This is a genomic window from Mucilaginibacter sp. NFR10 (assembly GCF_900100445.1).
GTDB classification, from domain to species: Bacteria; Bacteroidota; Bacteroidia; order Sphingobacteriales; family Sphingobacteriaceae; genus Mucilaginibacter; species Mucilaginibacter rubeus.
Genome location: NZ_FMTV01000006.1, coordinates 333,006 through 356,860 on the forward strand (window position 1 = coordinate 333,006; position 23,855 = coordinate 356,860).

Annotated in this window: 21 protein-coding genes; 12 read left to right on the forward strand and 9 right to left on the reverse strand. The window is 44.9% G+C overall.

Annotation, left to right across the window (positions count from 1 at the left end; translation table 11 throughout):
- Positions 1 to 80: 80 nt before the first annotated feature.
- The 6 genes from BLP33_RS20560 to BLP33_RS20585 form a co-directional block, all read right to left on the reverse strand.
- The gene (locus BLP33_RS20560) at positions 81 to 764 is read right to left on the reverse strand and encodes a M15 family metallopeptidase (protein WP_090532632.1); all 684 of its coding nucleotides are present in this window, start codon (positions 762 to 764) and stop codon (positions 81 to 83) included.
- Between the two features lie 9 nt (positions 765 to 773).
- Entirely contained in the window at positions 774 to 2,000 is a 1,227-nt protein-coding gene (locus BLP33_RS20565) for an alanine dehydrogenase (RefSeq protein WP_090532635.1), read from the reverse strand.
- Positions 2,001 to 2,053: 53 nt separating this feature from the next.
- On the reverse strand, positions 2,054 to 2,470 hold the full coding sequence (gene tsaE, locus BLP33_RS20570) for a tRNA (adenosine(37)-N6)-threonylcarbamoyltransferase complex ATPase subunit type 1 TsaE (RefSeq protein ID WP_090532637.1): 417 nt from the start codon (positions 2,468 to 2,470) through the stop codon (positions 2,054 to 2,056).
- Positions 2,471 to 2,831: 361 nt separating this feature from the next.
- Complete coding sequence (locus tag BLP33_RS20575) at positions 2,832 to 3,809, reverse strand: alpha/beta fold hydrolase (RefSeq protein WP_090532866.1); 978 nt, start codon at positions 3,807 to 3,809, stop codon at positions 2,832 to 2,834.
- A gap of 198 nt (positions 3,810 to 4,007) precedes the next feature.
- Positions 4,008 to 6,329: a TonB-dependent receptor gene (locus BLP33_RS20580; protein ID WP_090532639.1), complete on the reverse strand. Its 2,322-nt coding sequence runs from the start codon at positions 6,327 to 6,329 to the stop codon at positions 4,008 to 4,010.
- 73 nt (positions 6,330 to 6,402) lie between these two features.
- A complete protein-coding gene (locus BLP33_RS20585; protein WP_139160034.1) occupies positions 6,403 to 6,726 on the reverse strand; it encodes a hypothetical protein in 324 nt (107 codons plus the stop codon).
- 291 nt (positions 6,727 to 7,017) lie between these two features.
- On the opposite strand from BLP33_RS20585, the gene BLP33_RS20590 reads away from it, so the two are divergent.
- From BLP33_RS20590 to BLP33_RS20600, 3 genes are all read left to right on the forward strand, one after another.
- A complete protein-coding gene (locus BLP33_RS20590) occupies positions 7,018 to 7,368 on the forward strand; it encodes a hypothetical protein (protein WP_090532643.1) in 351 nt (116 codons plus the stop codon).
- 283 nt (positions 7,369 to 7,651) lie between these two features.
- Positions 7,652 to 8,362 carry a peptidylprolyl isomerase gene (locus BLP33_RS20595; RefSeq protein ID WP_090532644.1) on the forward strand — a complete coding sequence of 237 codons (711 nt, stop codon included), beginning with the start codon at positions 7,652 to 7,654 and terminating at the stop codon, positions 8,360 to 8,362.
- 186 nt (positions 8,363 to 8,548) lie between these two features.
- The gene (locus BLP33_RS20600; RefSeq protein ID WP_090532648.1) at positions 8,549 to 9,316 is read left to right on the forward strand and encodes an exodeoxyribonuclease III; all 768 of its coding nucleotides are present in this window, start codon (positions 8,549 to 8,551) and stop codon (positions 9,314 to 9,316) included.
- Between the two features lie 80 nt (positions 9,317 to 9,396).
- Here the strand turns inward: BLP33_RS20600 and BLP33_RS20605 are convergent, their stop codons facing one another.
- Positions 9,397 to 10,950: a T9SS response regulator signal transducer PorX gene (locus BLP33_RS20605; protein WP_090532650.1), complete on the reverse strand. Its 1,554-nt coding sequence runs from the start codon at positions 10,948 to 10,950 to the stop codon at positions 9,397 to 9,399.
- A 265-nt stretch (positions 10,951 to 11,215) separates the two neighbouring features.
- On the opposite strand from BLP33_RS20605, the gene BLP33_RS20610 reads away from it, so the two are divergent.
- The 7 genes from BLP33_RS20610 to efp all read left to right on the forward strand — a co-directional run bounded on the left by BLP33_RS20610 (position 11,216) and on the right by efp (position 17,780).
- A complete protein-coding gene (locus BLP33_RS20610) occupies positions 11,216 to 12,448 on the forward strand; it encodes an HD domain-containing protein (protein ID WP_090532868.1) in 1,233 nt (410 codons plus the stop codon).
- Between the two features lie 445 nt (positions 12,449 to 12,893).
- Positions 12,894 to 13,943 carry a UDP-3-O-(3-hydroxymyristoyl)glucosamine N-acyltransferase gene (gene lpxD, locus BLP33_RS20615; protein ID WP_090532652.1) on the forward strand — a complete coding sequence of 350 codons (1,050 nt, stop codon included), beginning with the start codon at positions 12,894 to 12,896 and terminating at the stop codon, positions 13,941 to 13,943.
- A 21-nt stretch (positions 13,944 to 13,964) separates the two neighbouring features.
- Entirely contained in the window at positions 13,965 to 15,371 is a 1,407-nt protein-coding gene (locus BLP33_RS20620; RefSeq protein WP_090532654.1) for a bifunctional UDP-3-O-[3-hydroxymyristoyl] N-acetylglucosamine deacetylase/3-hydroxyacyl-ACP dehydratase, read from the forward strand.
- Positions 15,368 to 16,153: an acyl-ACP--UDP-N-acetylglucosamine O-acyltransferase gene (gene lpxA, locus BLP33_RS20625; RefSeq protein WP_090532656.1), complete on the forward strand. Its 786-nt coding sequence runs from the start codon at positions 15,368 to 15,370 to the stop codon at positions 16,151 to 16,153. Before BLP33_RS20620 ends, lpxA begins: the two co-directional genes overlap by 4 nt.
- 93 nt (positions 16,154 to 16,246) lie before the next feature.
- On the forward strand, positions 16,247 to 16,378 hold the full coding sequence (locus BLP33_RS27805) for a hypothetical protein (RefSeq protein ID WP_256382336.1): 132 nt from the start codon (positions 16,247 to 16,249) through the stop codon (positions 16,376 to 16,378).
- Positions 16,375 to 16,995 carry an ABC transporter ATP-binding protein gene (locus tag BLP33_RS20630; protein ID WP_090532658.1) on the forward strand — a complete coding sequence of 207 codons (621 nt, stop codon included), beginning with the start codon at positions 16,375 to 16,377 and terminating at the stop codon, positions 16,993 to 16,995. Before BLP33_RS27805 ends, BLP33_RS20630 begins: the two co-directional genes overlap by 4 nt.
- 221 nt (positions 16,996 to 17,216) lie before the next feature.
- Positions 17,217 to 17,780 carry an elongation factor P gene (gene efp / locus BLP33_RS20635; protein ID WP_090532660.1) on the forward strand — a complete coding sequence of 188 codons (564 nt, stop codon included), beginning with the start codon at positions 17,217 to 17,219 and terminating at the stop codon, positions 17,778 to 17,780.
- Between the two features lie 120 nt (positions 17,781 to 17,900).
- On the opposite strand, the gene BLP33_RS20640 is transcribed toward efp, so the two are convergent.
- Positions 17,901 to 19,226, reverse strand: a complete 1,326-nt coding sequence (locus tag BLP33_RS20640; protein WP_090532661.1) for a D-alanyl-D-alanine carboxypeptidase/D-alanyl-D-alanine-endopeptidase — start codon at positions 19,224 to 19,226, stop codon at positions 17,901 to 17,903.
- 59 nt (positions 19,227 to 19,285) lie between these two features.
- Here BLP33_RS20640 and BLP33_RS20645 point away from each other — a divergent pair, with 59 nt between their 5' ends.
- Complete coding sequence (locus BLP33_RS20645) at positions 19,286 to 20,536, forward strand: aspartyl protease family protein (protein ID WP_090532662.1); 1,251 nt, start codon at positions 19,286 to 19,288, stop codon at positions 20,534 to 20,536.
- A 95-nt stretch (positions 20,537 to 20,631) separates the two neighbouring features.
- Positions 20,632 to 23,274 (forward strand): zinc-dependent metalloprotease, encoded by a 2,643-nt coding sequence (locus BLP33_RS20650; RefSeq protein WP_090532665.1) that lies wholly within the window; start codon positions 20,632 to 20,634, stop codon positions 23,272 to 23,274.
- Positions 23,275 to 23,409: 135 nt separating this feature from the next.
- Here BLP33_RS20650 and BLP33_RS20655 read toward each other — a convergent pair whose 3' ends face one another.
- On the reverse strand, positions 23,410 to 23,682 hold the full coding sequence (locus BLP33_RS20655; protein WP_090532667.1) for a hypothetical protein: 273 nt from the start codon (positions 23,680 to 23,682) through the stop codon (positions 23,410 to 23,412).
- Between the last annotated feature and the right edge of the window lie 173 nt (positions 23,683 to 23,855).

The window sequence follows — 23,855 nt, forward strand, 5'->3', positions numbered from 1 at the left end:
CGTGAATGGTTAAGCAATATTGATGCCTTTTGTAGGGCTATTTAAATAAAAGTTGTGAGTTTTGGATGGGCTTAAAATATTTAGAGGGCCTGTACCGGAATATCCAGCAGCTCGTATTTTTCCCAGCCCGTAAAGTCATAATGCCACCATTCGGTTGAGATCACCCTGAAGCCATATTTGGCCATTATTGTTTTTAGTAATTCGCGGTTTGTAATTTGCTGCGGCGGTAAATCCATATAGTTTGCCCCGGCCTTACGGCTAAAGCTATCAAAGCCGGTTGGCATATCCAGTTCTTTGCCGGTTTTAATGTTGATAAGGGAAAGGTCAATAGCGCAACCACGGTTATGCTTTGAGCCTTTGCGCGGATCGGCTACAAAATTGGTATCGGGGGCCATTTCATAAAAATTAACGGTAACCGAATAGGGCCGGTAGGCATCATAAATTTTAATACCAAGTCCCTGCATTTTTAATTCGGCTTCAACCTGCTGAAGCGCTTTTACAACCGGGAGCCTTGCATAAGCTTTGGCCCTTGTGTACATGCGGCGATGCATGAAATTGTTGGTTGTAGCATACCGCAGATCTAAGATAATTTCGGGGATATATTTCTTTATTTCAACCAGCTGTTTATCCGGGTTTGCTTTAACCTGTAGTTTATAGCGGGCAATACCATAAATTTTTGTACTGTCGATATATTTATAATGCTGTGCATTAACGCGCAAAGTACACGCTACAAATATCAGCAATATCAAGTACCGGTGATTCATATTACCTGTTTACCTGTGCGATACGATCAGCAAATCGAGGTCTTTGCAGGGGATCGAGAAACGCTCGCCAATGTGTTTATTGGTAAGCTGGCCCTGGTAAATATAAACCGCGTTACGCACCCCTGATTTTTGCCAGATGAGGTTTTTGATGCCGCCCATATCACCAATATCAAGCAGTATCGGTGCAAAAATATTGGTGAGCGCATAGGTAGCGGTACGGGCTACACGAGATGCGATGTTAGGCACACAATAATGAATTACATCATATTTGCGAAAAACGGGGTGGGTATGATTGGTAACTTCGGATGTTTCAAAACAGCCGCCCTGGTCAATACTTACATCAATGATCACCGAGTCGCGTTTCATGCGGCTAACGGTAGCTTCAGAGATAATGCAGGGGCTGCGGCCATCTTCGGCACGGAGCGCACCTATGGCCACATCGCAGGTGGTGATGGCTTTTTCCAATACAATAGGTTGCACCACCGATGTAAAAACGCGGTTGCCAATATTGTTTTGCAGGCGGCGGAGTTTGTATATCGACGGATCGAATACCTTAACCTCGGCACCCAATGATATGGCGGTGCGTGCCGCGTATTCGCCCACGGTTCCGGCACCAAGAATCACGATTTCAGTTGGCGGAACGCCGGTTATGCCGCCCAACATCAGGCCTTTGCCCTCAAAAACATTGCTTAAATATTCGGCTGCTATAAGTATGGAAGTAGCGCCCACAATTTCGCTCATTGCCCTTACCACCGTAAGGGTATTGCCCTCATCACGCAAATGCTCAAAACTTAGCGCGGTGATCTTTTTGGCCATCAGCGCCTGAATGCTTTCGGCCTTGAGGGTAGCGATTTGCAGGGTAGAGATCAGGAGCTGCCCGGGCTTCATCAGCTCAATTTCATGCGTGGTAGGAGGGGCTATTTTGATAATGATATCGGCCTCGTAAACCTTTTTGGTATCATATACTATCTGCGCGCCTTGTTCACTGTAATCCTTATCCGAAAAATTGGCGGCCTGCCCGGCATTACTCTCCAGCATCACCTCGTGGCCGTTATTAACCAGCAACGCTACCGACAGCGGGGTTAAGGGCACACGGTTTTCCTGGAAGGAAACCTCTTTGGGAATGCCGATGTATAGCTTGTTTTTTTTGCTTTTTACCTCCAGCAACGACTCCTGGGGCTGCAACATTGCTTGCTTGGCAATATCCGAAAACCCGCTATATATCCCTGAACTCATGATGTGTTTTTTTTAAGGCTGTTGAAGATAAGAAAAAACGATGTATGATAAAACTAAATATTTTCCATGCTGATGCTGCGCGAGGTGCTGTCCAAAACCCGGATCCGGATGTTGGTGTAACGGTTGGGAAGCAAGTCTGGAATTTTTTCGGGCCACTCAATAAAGCAGTAGGCATCGCTGTAAAAATATTCCTCATAGCCCATATCCAATGCTTCTGTTTGATTTTTAAGACGATAGAAATCAAAATGAAAGATCCTGCTGTCGCGGCCGGTGTATTCGTTTACAATTGAAAACGTCGGACTGGTTGCTTGTTCTGTTACGCCGAGCTCTTCGCATAAAGCTTTGATGAGCGTTGTTTTGCCCGCCCCCATTTCGCCATAAAAAAGAAAAATTTTATTCCCCGCCGAGTTGGCCAGGATGGCTTCGGCAGCCTGCGGTAATTGAGATGTTGAATTTACAGATAGTTGCACGTGTTATAATGTTGTTCTATACCATGTCATTTTGCGAGCGCAGCGTGTCAACCGCATGCTATACAGGGCCGCTTTGCTTCCATGTAATTGCTTTATTTTATAATGACGAGATCGTAAATTATTGTTTATTAAATATATTTTTTGATCGATAGTAATATGGGCGTTGCCTGCGGCCCGTGCTATCCGCTCATACTGCACGGGCCTTAATCACAAGGCCGGTATCCGCTCCTATCACTAACGCGCCCCCGCACCTGATCGCTAAAATCCATTTTATACGCCATCACGGTTTTTTAGTAACCCGCCCAGTGGTTACCCGCCATGGCACCCTTTTAGTTGTTCAAAAATACTCAAAATCCCTAAATTATAAATTAGCCATCAGGGCTTTAAAAAAAGCCTCCTTAACCTCTATATGTGGGATATGCCCGCAATTATCAAACTCGATGAGTTTGCAGCCGGGGATTTTTCGAGCCGTTTCGGGCCCTAATATTTTATATTGGCCATGTTTGGCTTTTTCTTCGTCACTAAGCAGGGCCTTGCCTACTATGGTTTTATCCTCTTTGCCTGTAAACAACACGGTAGGCACTTTAATGAGCCCAAATTCGTAACAAACCGGCTGCTCGTAAATCATTTCAAAAGTGAGCGCGGCTACTTTGGCATAACGGGGAAAATCGGCACTTTTACTTACGCCGGCGCCAATCGCAACCCAATAATCGTATTCGGGTTTCCAGGTGGTGAAATATGATGTTTGATAATACTTCTTAACACTTTCGTAGCTGGTTTTCAATTCGGTTTTGTAATCGTCTTCGGCACTTGCATACGGAACAAATGTGCGGTAATCTTCCAGGCCGATCGGATCTTCAAGCAGCAATTTTTCAACCCTGCCGGGATACATGAGCGCAAACCGGGTGGCCAGCATCCCGCCCATGGAGTGGCCCATTAAAGTAACCTTTTGAACCCCTAAGCTATCCAGCAGGTTTTTGTTAAACCTTGCCAGTTGATGAAAGCTATAATGAATAAACGCTTTTGATGATTTGCCAAAGCCGATCTGGTCCGGCACAATCACCCGGTAGCCTTTGCTACTGAGCACGCGGATTACATCTGCCCAATAATAGCCGCCAAAGTTTTTGCCGTGAAAAAGCATTATTGTTTTGCCGTTGGGAGCAGCTGGTTTTACATCCATATAGGCCATGCGCAGATCCTGCCCTTCAACTTTTATGGGCATAAAGTTTACCGGGTAGGGGTATTTTACATTTTCGAGCGTAATAGAAAGCGTATCGGTTTGGGCATTTGCCGCGATGATCGTGGATATCAGGAGTAAAAGCATTAGTATTTTACGCATACAGAAAAATACAGAAGACAGAACTAAATGTTTGCCCCCCGGCCTGCCAAAGGGCGAGTTTGACCTGGTGATGACCAGGAAGGCGCAAGCAATCCCAACATAGGCAGCCGCACAATACATGCACCAGTCAGGCGAGGGGCAGGAAAATAAAAAAGTCCCGCCGGGTGGCAGGACTTTTTATATGAACATCATTAATGATTAATTGATGGACAATGGCAAATAAATACCGAAGGTAATATTGCGCCCCATGTTATAAATACCAAATTCCGGATCTTCCGAGCTTATCCGGCCGGGCTTGAGGCGGCTAAGCGCATCGTAGTACTTGATGTTGGCCAGGTTATTCCCCGACACATATAGTTTAACAGGCTGTTTGCCAAAGTTAACCGTTGTGCCCAGGCCTGCATTTAACAGCGTGTAGCCTTTGGTGCCGGTTTCAAAGGCGGAATCATAACGATACTGGTTAAAGAAGTTATCAATCCCTACCGAAATGTATGATTGTTTCAACCCTTTAATAGTTGGCTCAAAACGCAGCGTGTTTTTCAGCGTACCGGCGGGGATGAACGCCAGCGGCCTGTCGAGCGTGTTGTTACGGGCATAAGTGTAGCCAAAGGTATTTTCAAAATGGATGAAGCTTAACGGGTGCAGGGTAAAGTTACCTTCAACACCATACAGGTTAGCATTAACCTGGTTGTAACGGTACACATCAAACTGGCTCAGGCTGCCGCTTTCGTTTTCGGCCTGTGCTACATCCCCCTGTTTGTGCGACGCATAAATATAGTTGTGGATGTAGTTTTCATAGATCCCTAAACTGGCACTTACAATTTTGTCGTCGTATTGCAGGGTAGCGTCAACCTGGTAACTTCTTTCGGGCGCCAGGTTAGGATTGCCTATTTCATAGCGGAAAGTACCTTCATGTACACCGTTGGAGCCAAGTTCGGCCGGGTTTGGCGCACGGAAAGCCGAGCCGGCGTTGGCCTTGAAATTCAAATTGTCATTAAACTCATGCGTATAACCCAACGCTCCGCTTATGTTCGAAAATTTGTTGGTAAAAGGGGTAAATTTGGTTTCGCCATCCTCAACCAGGCCTTTGCCCTTGTTTTTACGATAATCATACCTGATACCGGCATTAAAGGTGTTTTTATCCCAGGTTTTTTTGATGTATGCGAAAGCGCCCACGCCATAAGTATCATAAGCAGGGATCAAAAACTCCGAGCCTTTGTTTAAACTATGGCCGATGTCCGAACTCGCGCCAAAAACAGGCTGCCATCCATTTGTTTCGGTAACATAATATTTTACATCGCCCGAGTACGTATTCAGATCAAAGAACAGGGAAGGATCCGGTCCGTCGAGCTCGCGGCGTTGGTTTTTCTGGTAGCCGAGGTTCACTTTCAGGTTGCCCCCTTCGGTAATGAAGTTGTTATCCCAGTTTATTTTATAATGGCGGATATCCTGTTTAGGGTATTCAAGCGTACGGCTTTTATATTCATCCTGCGTAAATGGTGTGCCATCGTCATGCAAAAAGTTGAGGCCATTAGCAGGCTCCGGATCGTAAAAACCGATATTGTTTTTAAAGTAGCTAAGGTTGATGTGCGAGTAACCCCATGATTTATTAAGACCGATCATACCGCTCAGATCGGTTTCATTAAAACCGGAGTTAGGGAAATAGTAATCGGGCGTTTTAAAGGAGTAGGCATTTTTGTAGCTGCCGCGGGCACGCCATACCAGTCCGTTTTCGTTACCGGTAAGCATCAGTGAAGTTCCGGTTAGGCCGTTATTGGTGGAGTAGTTAGTTAAAAACTCACCTTTGATCTGCCCGTCGGGCGGGGTAAGTGGTTCAAGCAGGTTAATAACACCGCCCAGCGCGTCTGATCCGTATAGCAGTGAAGCCGCCCCGCGAAGCACCTCTACTCTGTCCGAGCTGTATTGATCAATCTCGATACCATGCTCATCGCCCCATTGCTGGCCTTGTTGTTTAACCCCGTCGCTCAAAGTAACTACACGATTATAGCTTAAGCCACGGATAACTGGTTTGGAAATAGAAGGACCGGTAGTGATCTGCGACATGCCCGGCACCTGGTGTGCAAGCGCATCGATGAGGTTGGTTGACTGTCTTAACAAACCATCGCGCCCCACAGCCGATACTGATGTGCTGTTTTGTTTATTATTAGCGCTGATAGCTGTACCGGTAATAACTACTTCGTGGGTTTCGATAATGCTCGACTGCAATTCAAAAACCAGCGGAGTGCCGGCCGAAAGATCAACTATTTTGGTAAGGGATTTATACCCCACATATTCTATCGAGAACAGGAACCTGCCCCTGTTGGGTAATGATTTAAAAGAAAACTCGCCATTAGGATCAGTTATGGCAGATATTTTTAATTCGGGTATAGTGATCACAGCACCCGGTAAGGTTTGTTTTGATTGCGCGTCGACCACACGGCCTTTAACAATAATAACATCTGCAAATGCGGAAACCTGCACCAACAGCAATATAATGAAGCTTATAAGCTTTAATTTCATGATGAAAGATTAAGAAAATCAATAAATACCGTTATGATCAACGGCTGTGTTTTGAAGAAAGCGTAAGGTAACCTTAAGCAATAACCGGAGGGGCCCGGCCGGCGGCAAGGATAAGCGCAAGGCTTACAAAATTATAATCGCCGGTTTTAAAAAAATGATCAGATGTTACAAGAGGGATAAAAAATGAACTATTGCTAACGGCCACAGCATCGGTATGGTGCATGGCATCGCACAGTAAACATTTTTCTTTAACGGTTGGCTGACCAACGGCCGTATGGCTGTGTTTGGTAATTCCCTTGATCAGCGCGTGCTGGTGCGAATAAACCATATATTGCCCGGCCGCAAAGCAAACAAGCAGCAGCCACGCAAATACAATATGTAAGCGGTTTTTTTTCACAGTCAACATCCCTTTAACGGAATACGGCAAAAATAAGTATTAAAACGGGAATATTAATGCAACATTGTAACAATAATATGGTGTTTATAGTTCATAGATGATGGTTCATGGTTTAGTGTTTGATAGAAAAAGGCCACATTGCACATTTTACTATGAACTATCATCTATGAACCATGAACTAACATAAAATGATAGGTCATGGCTTTGGCGTTTGTTAGGAAAAAGCCATTTGCCAGATTTTTACTATGAACCATCAACTATGAACCATGAACTAATCTATCTTTGCCAAATATGACACCTGCCGAGATCAATAAAAAATGGGATGCGCTGCAGCAGCGGATAGCTGAGGATTTTGATAACGAAAAGCCCGATATAAAGGTGATGCTTTTTTTGATCGGGGTACAGGAGCTGGGCCAGGGCCCGCGGAAGTTCAGCAAACGCCAAAAGGAAGAGCTGATGCATATTGCCACCTGTCGCTTAATGAGCATGATGGGCTTTTACGAGTTGGAAGGTCTTGATCAGGATGGCTGGCCGCATTGGAAACGCGTAAAAGTAATCCCGAACTATACCCTGCTTGAACAGGAAATGATGATGAAATCGCTCATTGTAAATTACTTTGAGGAGATGGAGGGGGCTGAGTAGTGAGTGGTTTATTGGGTTGATTAGGTGAGTGGTTGGAAATGGGTTGTTTTTTGTTTATAAATCACTTTTGAGTGGGGATTGCGCGATTCCCTCCCCTGGGAGGGTGTGGGGAGGGTTTCTTCACTATGCAAGTCTGTAAGCATCGCGTATAAACCCCTTCCTGCCATCACACTTGCCTGCCGCACCCCTCCCCAGGGAGGGAATTAGAACATTCGGAACTATTACTCTATCTTCATAAGTCAAAAATCAACGTAATCATCGAAATCAAAAAAATCAACGGTCTATGAAGAAACTTTTTACCCTAAGCATTCTTTTACTAACCCTTACAGCCGCGTTTGCCGGGCCGCCTAAAAACCAGTATGTGCGCATCCATACGGTTTATGGCGATTGCATCATTCGCCTGTATAATGAAACACCATTGCACCGGGATAACTTTATCAAGCTAACCAAAAAGGGGTTTTATAATGGTACGCTGTTTCACCGCGTGATCCAGAATTTCATGATCCAGGGCGGCGATCCGGATTCAAAGGACCCCGTAAAAGCAAAACCCGGCGCTGAACTGGGTAACGGCGATGTGGGTTATACCATCCCGGCCGAATTTCGCGATAGCCTGTTTCATAAACGCGGCGTACTTGCCGCCGCACGGGATGATAACCCTAAAAAAGAATCAAGCGGCTGCCAGTTTTATATTGTGGAAGGCAAACGCTTTACCGACGGCAAACTGGATACGCTGGAAAATACCCGCCTTAAAGGCCGCAAAATTCCGGCCTGGCAGCGAGACTGGTATAAATCAGTCGGCGGTTCGCCACACCTTGATCAAAATTATACCGTTTTTGGCGAAGTTGTTTCGGGGATTGATATGGTCGACAGGATTGCTGCCGTAAAAAAGGATGGTAATGATCGCCCCAATGTCGATGTGCCTATGACCGTTGAGTTGCTAAGCAAAAAAGAATGTAAGCAGCTGGATGCCATTCTTTTTCCGGAGAAGAAATAAACCAAACTGCCGCGGGTTTAGCGATAGCGTAACCCGTGGTTGGCACAATGTAAGCTTTCAGCTTACACAAATTCAGCTGAAAGCTGAAACCATGGTACACCAAGGATTAAAAACCCGCGGCAGAAGGAATGACAATTTTGTTATAGTTTAGTAATTAAATCCGAAATCAAACATCCGAAATCCCAAATGAAAATACTTACATATAATGTTAACGGTATCCGTTCGGCAATAAACAAGGGTTGGCTTGCCTGGCTGCAGGCTACTGATGCTGATGTTGTTTGTTTGCAGGAAATTAAAGCAACGCCCGATGTGCTCACCGACCTTGGTTTGGTTGACCAGATGGGTTATCAGCACTACTGGTTCCCGGCCGAAAAGAAGGGTTATAGCGGCACGGCCATTTTCACAAAAATTTTGCCCAACCATATTGAATACGGCTGCGGCATTCCTGATTTTGACCGTGAGGGGCGCTGCATCCGGGTTGACTTTGATGAGGTTTCGGTGATGAGCGTTTATTTCCCATCGGGCTCAAGCGGTGATGACCGGCAGGTTTTTAAATACCGTTTTTTAGATGAGTTTGGCAAGTACCTTACCCTGCTTAAAGTGGAGCACCCTAACCTGGTGGTTTGCGGCGACTATAACATTTGTCACCGCCCTATTGATATTCACAACCCAAAATCAAACGCGAACTCATCGGGCTTTTTACCGGAGGAGCGTGAGTGGATGGAAAACTTTATTGAAGGCGGATTTATAGATACCTTCCGCCACCTGAACAAAGAACCGCATAACTACACCTGGTGGAGCTTCCGTGCCGGATCACGCGGTAAAAACTTAGGCTGGCGTATTGATTATGCCATGGCCAGTACCCCGCTTGAAGATAAGATCCGCCGCGCGGCTATATTGCCCGAGGCAAAGCACTCCGATCATTGCCCGGTATTGCTGGAATTGGAGTTTTAAGCCCCTCTAAATCTCCCCTAAAGGGGAGATTTTAATAAAGTTTTTTAGCCCTCTCCTTTGGAGAGGGGTGGGTGAGGTCTTTACTTTGGCCCGTAAGTAACCACCGGCACTATCATTTCTTCCAACGAGATCCCTCCATGCTGGAAAGTTTCATTATAGAAATTCACAAAGTGGTTATAGTTGTTCGGGTACACGAAATAGCTGTCTTCCTTGGCAAAAACAAAGCTTGAGCTGATGTGCAGTCTCGGCAGCATGGCATCATGCGGATTACGGATATGAAAAACCTCCTTAGCATTATAGTTCAGGTTTTTGCCTTGTTTATAGCGCAGGTTAGTGTTAGTATTCCTGTCGCCCACAATTTTGCTTGGGTTTTTTACGCGGATGGTACCGTGATCGGTAGTGATCACTACACGTACCTGTTTTTGAGCTAAGAATTTTAACAGGTCAAACAAAGGCGAATGCTCAAACCACGACAGGGTTAACGAGCGGTAAGCTGCGTCATCACTTGCCAGCTCGCGGATCATCTGCATATCGGTACGGGCATGTGACAGCATATCCACAAAGTTATACACCACTACGTTAAGTTCGTTGTTCATAAGGTTGTTCACCGACTCGTTCAGCGCCCTGCCTTCATCAATATTGAGGATCTTGTGGTAGGAGTGCTTACAATCTTTTCGTAATACACGCTTGAGGTGATCTGCTAAAAAGTCGGCTTCGTATAAGTTTTTACCGCCTTCGTCCTCGTCGTTTTGCCACATAGATGGATAGCGGCGTTCCATATCCAAAGGCATCAGGCCCGAAAAAATGGAGTTACGGGCATATTGCGTAGCTGTTGGCAGGATACTATAATAAGTGTCCTCTTCCTCCAGCCTGAAATATTCGGAAATAATAGGGTTAATGATCTTAAACTGATCATAACGCAGGTTATCTATCAAAATAAAAAACAGCGGGCCTTTGCCATCCAGCTTTGGGAATACCTTCTTTTTAAATAACTGGGGCGATGAAGTTGGTGCCAAATCCGGGTTTTTGATCCAGTTAAGGTAGTTGCGCTCCACAAACTTGCAAAACTGCATGTTTGCTTCGGCTTTTTGCAGTGTCAGGATCTCGTGCATGCCTGCATCTTCCAGCTTTTCCAGCTCAAGCTCCCAGTAGATCAACTTCTTGTAAACATCAACCCATTCCTGGTGGCTCAGGTTTTCGTTAAGCGTCATGCCGAGTGTACGGAAATCCATCTGGTAGGCCATGGTGGTTTTTTCGGTAACGAGGCGTTTGTTTTCGGTCAGTTTTTTTATAGTAAGCAGGATTTGCTTAGGGTGTACCGGCTTAATCAGGTAGTCGTCTATCTTTGAGCCGATGGCATCTTCCATCAGGTACTCTTCCTCATTTTTGGTGATCAGTACAATGGGTACATCGTTGTTAATGTTCTTGATCTGCTGAAGCGTTTCCAGGCCGGTAAGGCCGGGCATGTTTTCGTCAAGGAAAACCAGGTCGAAATAATTGTTCTTAAAAGAGTCGACGGCGTCGTAGCCATTGGTAACCGTGGTTACTTTGTAGCCCTTTTCGCCCAGGAAAAGTATATGTGGTCTTAACAGGTCAATTTCGTCATCGGCCCATAAAATGGTAGTGTCTTGCATAGTATATGTATATTAAGTATCTGAATCAGAATTTTCAGAATTTAAAAATTTTCAGAATGATCCGGTATAAGGTTAAATGCTTTTCAAATATCAATTTTTTACCATTAAATTCTGTGAATCCTAAAATTCTATGAATTCTGATTCAGACAGTAAACCCCAAATAGATGCTTTTGTTGTTACACAGTAAAGGTATTAACAAAATTTAACAAACCTGTCGCGCTTATTTTACCTTTGTTTTACATTTTTGCAATTATTAGAAGCGGCATTGAATAAAAAGAAAATAATTAACGACCCGGTTTACGGTTTTATCAGTATCCCAACCGAACTGATCTTTGACCTTATATCCCATCCATACTTTCAGCGGCTGCGTTATATTAAACAGCTGGGCATGACCCACCTGGTATATCCCGGAGCATTGCACACCCGTTTTCATCACGCTTTGGGCGCCATGTACCTGATGGATACAGCGCTTGAAACCCTCCGAAACAAGGGCCATCAAATTTCTGCCGAAGAGGAGGAGGCAGTTACCATTGCCATATTATTGCATGATATTGGTCACGGGCCATTTTCGCACGCTTTGGAAAACACCATTATCGACGGGATAGCACACGAGGATATTTCATCAATGCTGATGAATAAGCTTAATGCCCGGTTTGAGGGCAAGCTTACCATGGCTATCAATATTTTTAATGATACCTATCCGCGTAAGTTCCTGCACCAGTTGGTATCCAGCCAACTGGATATGGACAGGCTGGATTACCTTAACCGCGACAGTTTCTTTACCGGTGTATCCGAAGGGGTGATCAGTTCAGAACGGATCATTAAGATGCTCAATGTTAAGGATGACCATGTAGTTGTTGACGAAAAGGGAATCTACTCGATAGAAAAATTTTTGATTGCCCGCCGCCTTATGTACTGGCAGGTTTATCTGCATAAAACAGTAATAGCAGGCGAGGAGGTATTAACCAAGATCTTCAGGCGCGGCCGTGAACTGATTTCGCAGGGTAAGGAATTGTTTGCCACCCCGGCCCTGCTGCATTTTTTAAAGAACCGCATCAGCAGGAATGCTTTCATGAACGAGGACCATCACCTGGAAACGTTTGCCTGTTTGGATGATACCGATATTATGGCATCGGTAAAAGTGTGGGCATATCATCCCGACCAGGTACTTTCCCATCTTTGCAAAAACCTGGTGCAGCGTAACCTTTTCAGGGTTGATATTACCAACGAATGCCCCGATGAAGCTTTTGTTGAAAGCCTCCGCCAAAAGGCGATGGAAAAGTATGGCGTTAGTTATGAAGATGCTGCGGCCTACTTTGTGTTTACCACATCTATCCGCAATAATGCTTATAACCAAAACGATGGCAACATCGGGATACTGATGAAGAATGGGGATGTAAAAGATATTGCTGCCGCCAGCGACAATTCAAACCTTGTGGCTTTGGCCAAGACGGTGAAAAAGTATATCCTTTGTTATAACAAGGAGTTGTTGAATTAACAGGCGGTTTTCACTGTAGAGACGCATAATTGCGTCTCCCGCATGCAGGTTACGGCAGTTCGAGATTGGCAAAGCGATCTGTCCTAAAGGAGACGCAATTATGCGTCTCTACATAAAAAGGCATTATGGATAAATGCCGGAAATGTGCGCTGGCCGCGTTAGGAATTGTAGTGTAAAGCCCGCAGCGAGGGTTGGAATTACGGGTTTGGCAAGCGAGGACTTGGAACGGAAAGCCCGGCCGCAGGCAACGCCCCTATTTAAGAGAGCGATAAAACAATGGCGTCGTACTTTGGATTTTAACAAATAGCAAAACGAAACCGATATACACTTGCGACAAATGAAGAAATGGTGAAAAATGAAACGCTTTGACAGTCAAAACTTTTTAACGCGAGTTCATAACTCATTAATAATTTGTTGCTTCAATTTTAACATTTAAATTTGCCCGATGCAATTTACCGCACATGATATAAGTTTACTGCTCAACGGAACTGTAGAAGGCGATCCTTCAGCAACTGTTAGCCAGCTTGCCAAGATAGAGGAAGCCGGGGCCGGCAGCCTTTCTTTTTTGGCCAACCCTAAGTATGAGCAGTTTTTGTATACTACCAACGCCTCCATTGTTATTGTTAATAATGATCAGCAGTTAACGGAACCGGTAAAGGCAACCCTGATCAGGGTTGAGAACGCTTACAGCGCGTTCACTGTCCTCCTTGATAAGTACAACACCTTCAGGCTGGATAAAAAAGGAATTGAACAGCCAAGCTTTATCCATCCCACAGCACAGGTAGGAGCGGGCGTTTATATCGGCGCGTTTGCCTATATCGGCCAAAATGTAAGCATCGGCGATAATTGTAAGATCTATCCAAACGTTAATATTGGCGATAATGTGACCCTTGGCAATAATGTAACGCTGTTTGCAGGGGCCACGGTTTACTTTGATTGCGTTATCGGCAACAACGTGATAGTGCATTCAGGAGCGGTAATAGGCAGTGATGGCTTTGGCTTTGCGCCCAACCCCGACGGCACTTATACCAAAATTGCACAGATTGGTAACGTAATATTGGAAGACGACGTTGAAGTGGGTTCAAATACTACTATCGACAGGGCGACCATGGGTTCGACCATAGTGCGCAAAGGGGCTAAAATTGATAACCTGATCCAGATAGCCCACAATGTGGAAATTGGTGCGCATACTGTAATTGCAGCACAGTCGGGCATTTCAGGCAGTACCAAAATTGGCGAAAGGGTTGTAATTGGCGGCCAGGTTGGTTTTGCCGGTCACCTCAATATTGCTAACGGATCGCAGTTTTCGGCCCAGACGGGGATAAACGGCTCTATAACAGAAGAAGGTAAGGCATGGGGGGGCTCTCCATATATGCCATATAAAGATTACCTTCGTGCCCACGCTAAGCTGCGAAAGCTGCCCGAGCTTGACCGTAAGGTGTACGAGCTTGAAAAATTAATTGAAGAACTACGTAAAGGCAGGGCAAGCGAATAGCCTTAGCCGGTAAATTTAAATATGAACGTTAAACAAAGAACTATTAAAGCGCCGGTTTCGGTATCAGGAACAGGCTTACACACCGGACAAAGCGTTACAATGACCTTTAATCCCGCCCCTGAAAACCACGGTTATAAATTCAGGAGGGTTGATATTCCCGGTGCGCCAATTATTGATGCCGATGTTGATAACGTGAGTGATACCTCACGCGGAACATCTATAAGCCAGAACGGCGCTACAGTAAATACTGTTGAGCACGTGCTGGCCGCTTTGGTTGGGCTTGAAGTTGATAACCTGCTGATTGATCTTGATGGCCCCGAAACTCCCATTATGGACGGCAGCTCGATACAGTTTGTTGACGTAATAACCGAAATCGGGCTGGTTGAACAGGATGCCGACCGCGAATACTATCATATTCCCTATAACATTCATTACTCTGAACCTGAGCGAAAGGTTGAAATGGTTGCCATGCCTTTGGATGATTACCGTTTTACCTGTATGGTTGATTATAATTCGCAGGTGCTGGGTAGCCAGCATGCCAGTATCTCAACCATTGGCGAGTTTAAAAAAGAAATTGCTTCATGCCGTACCTTCTGCTTTTTGCATGAGTTGGAAATGTTGCTAAAGCATGACCTGATTAAAGGCGGCGACCTGAACAATGCCATCGTGGTTGTTGATAAAGATGTTGACCAGGAAGAACTTGATCACCTGGCCAAGCTGTTTAACCGCAAGGATATCAATGTTGCCCCGCAGGGCATTTTAAATAATATTGAACTTCGCCATCAAAATGAGCCGGCACGCCACAAGCTGTTGGATATGATAGGCGATTTGGCGCTGGTTGGCGTACCGCTTAAAGGGCACATCATGGCCGCAAGACCGGGCCATGCGGCTAACGTTGCCTTTGCTAAAAAGATCAAAGCGCTCATCAAAAAGGAAAAAAGCCGTAAGCAGGTAAAAACTTATGACCTGAACGCCAAGCCGGTTTTTGATACGGTGGAAATTATGGGCATGCTGCCCCACCGCCAGCCATTCCTGATGATCGACAAGATCCTGGAGCTTACTAAAAGCCACGTTGTAGGGTGCAAAAACGTAACCATTAACGAGGAGTTTTTTAAAGGCCATTTCCCCGGCGCGCCAATCTTCCCCGGTGTATTACAAATTGAAGGGATGGTACAAACAGGAGGGATCCTGGTTTTAAACACGGTTCCCGATCCGCAAAACTACCTTACCCTGTTCCTGAAAATCGAGAACGCCCGCTTTAAAAGCAAGGTGGTTCCCGGCGATACCATTATTTATATTTGCGACCTGATTGCCCCCATCCGCCGCGGCATAGCTACCATGAAAGGTATAGGCATGGTGGGCGACCGCGTTGTTGTTGAGGCCGAACTGATGGCTCAAATTGTAAAAGTAAAAGAATCTGAAGCATGATCCAGCCATTAGCATACATCCATCCACAGGCCAAAATAGCCGATAACGTGGTAATTGAACCATTCGTTACCATCCATAAGGATGTTGAAATTGGCGAAGGTACCTGGATCGGCTCCAACTCCGTAATTATGGATGGCGCCCGCATAGGTAAAAATTGCCGGATCTTCCCCGGCGCGGTAGTATCCGCCCCACCGCAGGATTTAAAATATAAAGGCGAACAAAGCACCGTAACCATAGGTGATAACACAACCATTCGTGAGTGTGTTACCCTTAACCGTGGTACCGCCCTTGATAAAAACACCACCACCATTGGCAGCAACTGCCTGCTGATGGCTTATGTACACGTAGCGCATGATTGTGTTATCGGCGATAACGTAATTGTTGCCAACGCCGTGCAATTGGCAGGCCACATTACGGTTTATGATTACGCTTTCATCGGCGGCTCATCTGCCGTGCACCAGTTTGTTGAAATTGGCGCGCATAGCATGATCTCGGGCGGTTCATTGGTACGTAAAGACGTTCCCCCGTTTACCAAGGCTGGTCGCGAACCGCTGTCATATGTAGGTATCAACTCCGTAGGCTTGCGCCGCAGGGGATTTTCGGCTGCTACGATAGCCGAAATCCAGGAGATCTACCGGATCATATTCCTCAAAAAATATAACGTAACCAAAGCGCTTGATATCATCGAGGCCGAGTTTACCCCAAGTGTAGAACGCGATGAGATCATCAACTTCCTCCAAAACTCGCAACGCGGTATCATGAAAGGGTTTGGGAATACTTAAATGGTTGATGGGTTATAGTTCATGGTTCATAGCCGCGCACTTGTCTGATTCTGTATTGCATCAACCATAAGCTACAAATCAGGTTCTCCGGCCATGAACTATGAACCATCAACCATAAGCTACAAATCAGGTTCTTCGGCTATGAACTATGAACCATCAACCATAAGCTACAAATCAGGTTCTTTGGCTATGAACTATGAACCATCAACCATAAGCTCCCCATGACCATCACCCTCAAAGACATCGGCCGCCGCTTTAACCGCGACTGGATTTTCAGGGGAGTGGATTATACCTTTACTTCCGACGAATCATATGCTATCCTCGGCCCCAACGGCTCCGGGAAATCAACCTTACTGCAGGTTTTAAACGGGAGCCTTTCGCCTTCTACAGGTAAAATTGAATTTGCTAACGGAGGTAAGCCGGTTGAAATAGATACCGTTTTTACTCATTTAAGCCTGGCTGCTCCCTATCTTGAGCTGATAGAAGAGTTTACCATGAGCGAGATGATCGATTTTCATTTCAAATTCAAAAGCTTTAAACCGGGTATAGATAAAGAAACGGTTATCGCGCTGCTTAACCTGCCTAAAAGTGCCAACAAGCTTATTAAATACTTTTCGTCGGGGATGAAACAGCGCCTTAAGCTTGCCCTTGCTTTTTGTGCCGATACCCCCATGCTTATGCTGGATGAGCCAACTTCCAACCTGGATACCCAGGGCGTTGACTGGTACCTAAGCCTTGTTCAGCAATTCGCCGAAGGTCGCCTTACCATCGTATGCTCCAACCAGGAGCATGAGTATGGCTTCTGTACGCACAGGTTGAGTATTGTGGATTACAAAGGGTAGATTTGAGACGTTAGATATAAGATTTGAGATTTCCAATTCGTTAGGTTGTTTGGATAATCTACACAGCGGATATCCGACTCGCTTAGTCTCAAATCTCATATCTAACATCTCATATCTATTTTATACATAACCCTTTAAATGTGGCTGCAGAGTAGAAAATCTCAAATCTAACATCTCAAATCTCAAATCAAATTCCTAAGTTTGCGCCTCAATATTATTTTATGGCTAAGGCATCAGATGTTAAAAATGGAAATGTACTTCGCTTCAACGGCGAATTAGTTCAGGTTGAGGAGTTTTTACACCGTACCCCGGGCAACTTACGCGCGTTTTACCAGGCCCGTATGCGCAACGTTAAATCAGGCAAACTGGTTGAATACCGTTTCCGTACCGATGAAGAGGTTGACATAGCCCGCGTTGAAACCAATGATTATCAATACCTGTATGATGAAGGTGATTCATTAGTAGTAATGGACAACACCACATACGATCAGCATAACGTACCAAAGGCATTATTTGGCCCGGCAGTTAAATTTTTGAAAGAAGGCATGAACGTAATTGTTGCCTTCGAAAGCGACGAGCCCATCATGGGTTCTATCCCTGGTTCGGCCGAGCTGGAAATCACTTACACCGAACCGGCTGTAAAAGGTGATACCTCAAGCGGAGCTTTGAAAAATGCCACCGTTGAAACCGGCGCAGAGATCCGTGTACCGTTGTTCATCAACATTGGCGATAAAGTTAAAGTGGATACCGCTACCGGCGCTTACGTTGAGCGTGTAAAAGGTTAAGCCACCGGCCCTTAAAGGGTAGGAACAGATATAAACCAGGAAGAGGTTTCGCGAAAACGAAACCTCTTCCTGGTTTTAGCCCCGCCCATGCCATACTTGTTTCGGAATCACTATAGGGGATTAAAACTTATCATGTATGTACGTCATGATCCTCACCATCTCATCTCTTATTTCACGGGTTGACCGGGTAAAATTATTGTTCATGAATGCAAAAGCCAGGCGTTTGCCTTTACGGGTAACTATGTACCCGCTTTGGTTATGGTTATTGCTTAACGACCCGGTTTTTGCCCAAACAAAAGGCTGCCCGTTATCAGTTTTATAGGCGCTTTTAATTGTACCCGCTACGCCGCCTATCGGCATCATGCTATGTAACAGGTTTTCATCTTTCACCTCATCCTGAATTTTGAGCAGCAGGGCTACAAGGTCGCGGGGGGTAAACAAATTATACCGCGACAATCCCGAGCCATCAACCCATTGCGGCACATCGGGCAAGTCATTCAAAAAATGTGTTTTTGAGTAATTGATCACCGAATCGGTACTGAGGGTATTAAACCTTACTGACGAGCACACCAGCAGCAATTGTTCGGCAATAAAATTATCGCTCGGCTGCAGCATCCGCCGGTAAACGGAATCGGCATTGGTATTATAAATAACCCGGGCATCGGCAGCCATTGGTTCCTGCAATAAGGATACCTGCTTTTTAAGCGTATCCTGCAGCAGGGCCATGGTAAGCTGCAGGCTTGTTTTCCATGGGATTTCCTGTTTGTAGTTTTTGGGGATCTCCCCGGCAGGGTACACAAAATTATTGCTGATAAAATCGCGCTTAACTTTAAACTGAGCCGGGCGATAATTAAGATCCGCGTTTAAAAACCGTTTTAGATATTGGGGCCTTACCTGCATGTTACCGTCATTATCGGCATACAGCTGAGCCACATTATCCTCAATTGGCAGGGCGGTTATTTCGGCCTGGTAATAATCATTGTAATCGTCCCAGCCCCATCCTGCACCAAAAGGCTCACCGGTATAGTTGCCGGGCGAATAAAAAAGGTGTTTACTGCTGCTCTTCAAAAAGTTAAGCCCGTTTACCCCTTTCAAATCGCTGTGCAAAAAAGAAGGATCGCCGGTACCCCAAAATATCAGCGAATCACCGCGGGTTTGATAACGCAATGCCGGGATAGAATCGCCAAGCATTTTCAAACAGGTATAAAAAGTAAAAAGCTTGGTATTGGATGCCGGTGTAAAGTATTTATCGGCGTTTAATTCATATATCATTTTATGCTCGTCCAAATCATAAAGGGCGAACCCGGTAAAATGATCATTAACAATCTGCGAATGCTTAAACAGCTTTTTAACCTTTCGTTTTTTTATGGAACGGGCATAAACAATATCACAACAAAGGGATAAAACACAAACAATTAACAAAAATGAAATTGTTGACTTTCGCATAATAAAATAATTTTTTAACAAATAAATCTCGTAAATTTAATATACCAACTATAACCACTTTGTTACACAAGCTATATTATAAAATACGCCATCCGGGAGCATTGTGGCTGGCATTTGTGTTAACATTTTGCCTTATAACCACAGCCCGGGCCCAGTACTTTGATCTTGATGTACATAAAAAAAAGGTGAATATCCCGTTTAAGCTGGAACGAAACCTGATGATCATTCAACTTAAGATCAACCACAAAGGGCCCTTTAACTTTATATTGGATACCGGCGTAGGCCTCATGATCATAACCGATCCTAAATTAGTCGATTCTATCAGTATTCCTAATAAACGAACATTAAAAATCCCGGGGCTTGGCGAAGGGGAAGATTCTGAAGCTTATGTAACCTCAACCTTAGATGTTGCCATACCGGGGCTGGTTAGTTATGATGTTGCGGCTGCCATATTAAAAAAAGATCTTTTTAACCTTTCGGGTTACGCGGGCATGCCCATTCATGGTTTGCTGGGTTACGAGTTTTTTAACAACCTTGCCGTAAAGATCAGTTTCCAGGACAGCGTAGTTACCGTTTGCCGGCCTAAAGACCTTAAGCCTTTCAGAAAAGCGAATAAGATCCCCATGTCTGTCGAAGACAGGAAAGCCTATGTGGATGCGCGGGTTATAATGCCAGGCATAGCACCTATTAAAACCAAGCTGGTTGTTGACCTTGGCGCAGGACACCCGGTATCAATTGAACGTTATATCAAAACCTATGGCCTCCCGCAAAAATTTATTGCTTCGGCCAACCTGGGCATCGGCCTAAACGGACCCATAAACGGCTTTATAAGCCGGATGGACGAATTTAGTTTAGGAAAATTCAGGATGAAAAGGGTAATAGCTTCATTTCCTGATGATAGCAACAACCAAATCAATCTGTCGGTGAAGCGCGACGGAAACCTTGGCGTTGGGATCTTAAAGCGATTTACCGTTATTCTTGATTATCCGGATAGCGCCATGTATTTAAAACCCGGCCCAACCTATAACGATCCGTTCGAGCATGACATGAGCGGCCTTGAGTATTATGCCGCAGGCGACCACCTCGACAGGATCGTTATCAGCCGCGTAGAGCCCGGTTCGGCAGCCGATGAAATTGGCCTTGAGCGCGACGACGAGATCATATCGGTAAATTTTAAACCCGTTTCAAAAATGAACCTCCAGGATATTGATGAAATATTCAAATCAAAGGACGATAGAAGCCTGCTGCTTGAGGTGTACCATGACAAACGGGTTGATAAAGTTGTACTGACATTGAAACGCAGGATATAATTAGTAATACCTGTAAAATTATTATTGATAAAACACTTTGCAGCTAAAAAAACCTGTTTTTTATATAAGTTTACGGTTTAAACTATTTTTAATAAATGAAAAAACATCCGTTGCCGGGTATTTATTTACGCGGCTCAGTATTGGCACTTGCGGTTTTGGCGGGCTCTTGCGCTGCCAGGAAGCAAGCTGCAAACCAAAGCCTTACCCTAAAAACCACTACCACACCCGGCGGAACCGTTGCGACAGCAACAACCGGCCCCCCCAAAAAGGAAGGGATTAAAAAGTTTAGCGACCTTATTCCCGCTAAAACAAAAGCTGATAGCGGCCTTTTTAATACTTATAAAGTTGATGGCAAATATTACTACGAAATACCCGATTCATTAATTAACCGCGAGATGCTGGTGGTTACCCGTTTTGTAAAAACACCGGGCGGCCTCAAAACATTTGGCCAGCAATATGGCGGCGAAGAAATTAACAACCAGGTTTGGAAATGGGAAAAGCACGATAAGCAGGTATTTATCCGGGTGCCCAGCTATTCGTTGCGTGCCGATAGCGCCAGTGATATGTACCAATCGGTTAAAAACTCAAACCTTGATGCTATACTGGCCTCCTTTGAGGTAAAAGCCTTTAACAAAGACACTACCGGCGTTTTAATTGATGTTACCGATTTTTACAATGGCGATATTGCCGCTATTGGTTTGTCTGATGATATCAAAAAGGCTTATAAAACCATGGGGGTTGATAACTCACGTTCCTATATCGACACTATTAAAAGCTTCCCGATAAATATTGAGGCGCGTACACTAAAAACCTACCGCGCCGGCGAGTCGCCAACTGATAACAGTAATGCAGCTATTACCTTTGAGTTGAACACCTCCATGCTTTTGCTGCCCAAAGTCCCGATGAAAGCCCGCATCATGGACCCGCGCGTGGGCTTTTTTGGCCAGCGCCAAACAGATTATGGCACCAATGCTCAAAAAGCCCTGGTTACCGCTTATATTCACCGCTGGAGGTTAGAGCCTAAAGACCCCATTGCTTATGCCAAAGGCGAGCTGGTTGAACCTAAAAAGCAAATTGTGTTTTATATTGACCCGGCTACACCTAAAAAGTGGGTGCCTTATTTAATACAGGGCGTAAACGACTGGCAAAAAGCGTTTGAAGCTGCCGGTTTTAAAAATGCCATAACCGCTAAAGAAGCTCCAACAGCAAAACAGGACCCGCAGTTTAGCACCGAAGATGCCCGCTACAGCGTGATCAGGTATTTTGCATCGGATGTAGAAAACGCCTATGGCCCGCACGTGGCCGATCCGCGCAGCGGCGAGATCCTGGAAAGCCATGTTGGCTGGTACCATAATGTGATGCAGCTATTGCGCGATTGGTACCTGATCCAAACAGCAGCGGTAAACCCCAAAGCCCGCCACGCACAATTTGCTGACGATCAAATGGGCGAGCTAATCCGTTTTGTATCATCGCATGAAGTTGGTCATACTTTAGGTTTGCCACACAACTTTGGCTCGAGCTACGCTTACCCTGTTGATTCACTACGCTCAAAAACCTTCACCGATAAACATGGTACAGCGCCCTCCATTATGGATTATGCCCGCTTTAACTACATAGCCCAACCCGGCGATGGCGTTACGCACCTGTACCCGCAAATTGGCGAGTATGATAACTGGGCAATAAAATGGGGGTATACCTGGTTCCCGGGCAATAAAACGCCGGAGCAGGAAAAAGAAACATTAGCCGTGTGGACCAACAAAAACGCAGGCAACCCGGTTTATTATTTCGGTCGCCAGGGCACTACTATCGATCCCCGCCTGCAAAATGAAGATTTGGGCGATAATGCCATGAAGGCCAGCGCTTATGGTATTGCCAACCTGAAACGGATTTTGCCAAACCTCGAAAAATGGTCGTACAAAAAAGATGAAGGCTATGCCGATCTTAATGAATTATATAACGAAGTTTTAGGTCAGTATTACCGTTACATGGGGCATGTTACCACCAACATTGGCGGCATGAACGAAAACTTTAAAACATATGATCAAAAAGGCGCCGTTTATGATTTTGTGAGCAAAGAACGCCAGCGCGAAGCCGCTTTATTTTTAAACCAGCAATTATACATAACCCCGTTATGGCTAATTAACAAAGCCGAATTGGCCAAATTTGATAACGGCGTTATGATAAACCGGATTAAGGCTATGCAGGTTTCGTTGTTAGGCAATGAGTTAAACCCCTCAAGGCTGGCGCGGATGTATGATAACGAGGCCAAAAATGGCGCTAATGCCTATACCGTTGCGCAGTTATTAACCGATTTGCATACGGGCATATTCGGCACAACCAAACCCGACGGCTACCAGCGCAACCTGCAAAGGGGCTATATCGAAAACCTGAAGAACCTGTTAAATACAGATGCAAGCTTTGCGTTCCCGGGTATATCAAGCGCGCAGCTGGCAAGCTGGGGCTTTACTCCAATCAACATCGCATTGTCTGATATCAGGCCCATGGTACGTGCCGAATTAAAGAAAATTGATACCGGCCTGCCCAAGGGCGGCGATGCAATAACAGCAGCTCATTATGCCGACCTTCACCTTAGGATAAAAGAAGCCCTTAATCCGACAAGGCCGGTTGTAAATATTGAAGGGGGAATGGTTAGGGGTATAAACACCGCCAACCAGGATATACTGAATGAGAAAACAGGAAGTATGAACTGCTGGCCACGTACCAATGTTGAAAACTAATCTGGCACACCCCTTAAAAATCCTTCTTAAAATCCTGCCCTATTTGTAGGGTGGGATTTTTATTTGATGGATTTGTTTTAACAAAATGCTGATGACTTAAAACAATTATTCGGCCGGGTGTAAAAAGCCCTTTGCCTATTTAAGCTGGCTTATATTTTCAAAAAAAGCAATCTGCAAATCAAGCAGCGACTTCACGTTTATTTTTTCGCCGTAAGCATCAAAGCATAAAAATTTTGTTAACTCGGGCCTGTTTTTCTTCGATTTTTCGAAAAAATTAAAGGTTTCAAAAAAATAATGATTGGTTGTAACCTGACTTTTGCTGTTTGTTTGTGATGTATTCAGCCTAAAACCGATCGTATCGATCCATTTGTGCACTTTTGAATGCAGCGAGTTTCTAATATTGTTCATAGGTTAATGTTTGGTTTAAGTATTACGAAATTTCATGCCACAATGTTACTATCATATAAATTCATTTTAAACAATAGTTTATTTCCTGTGTGGATTATTAACGCATCAATAGCATTATTTGGTATTTGCTGCAACAAATATTGAAACTAATTATTCACATTTTCGTAATAAAC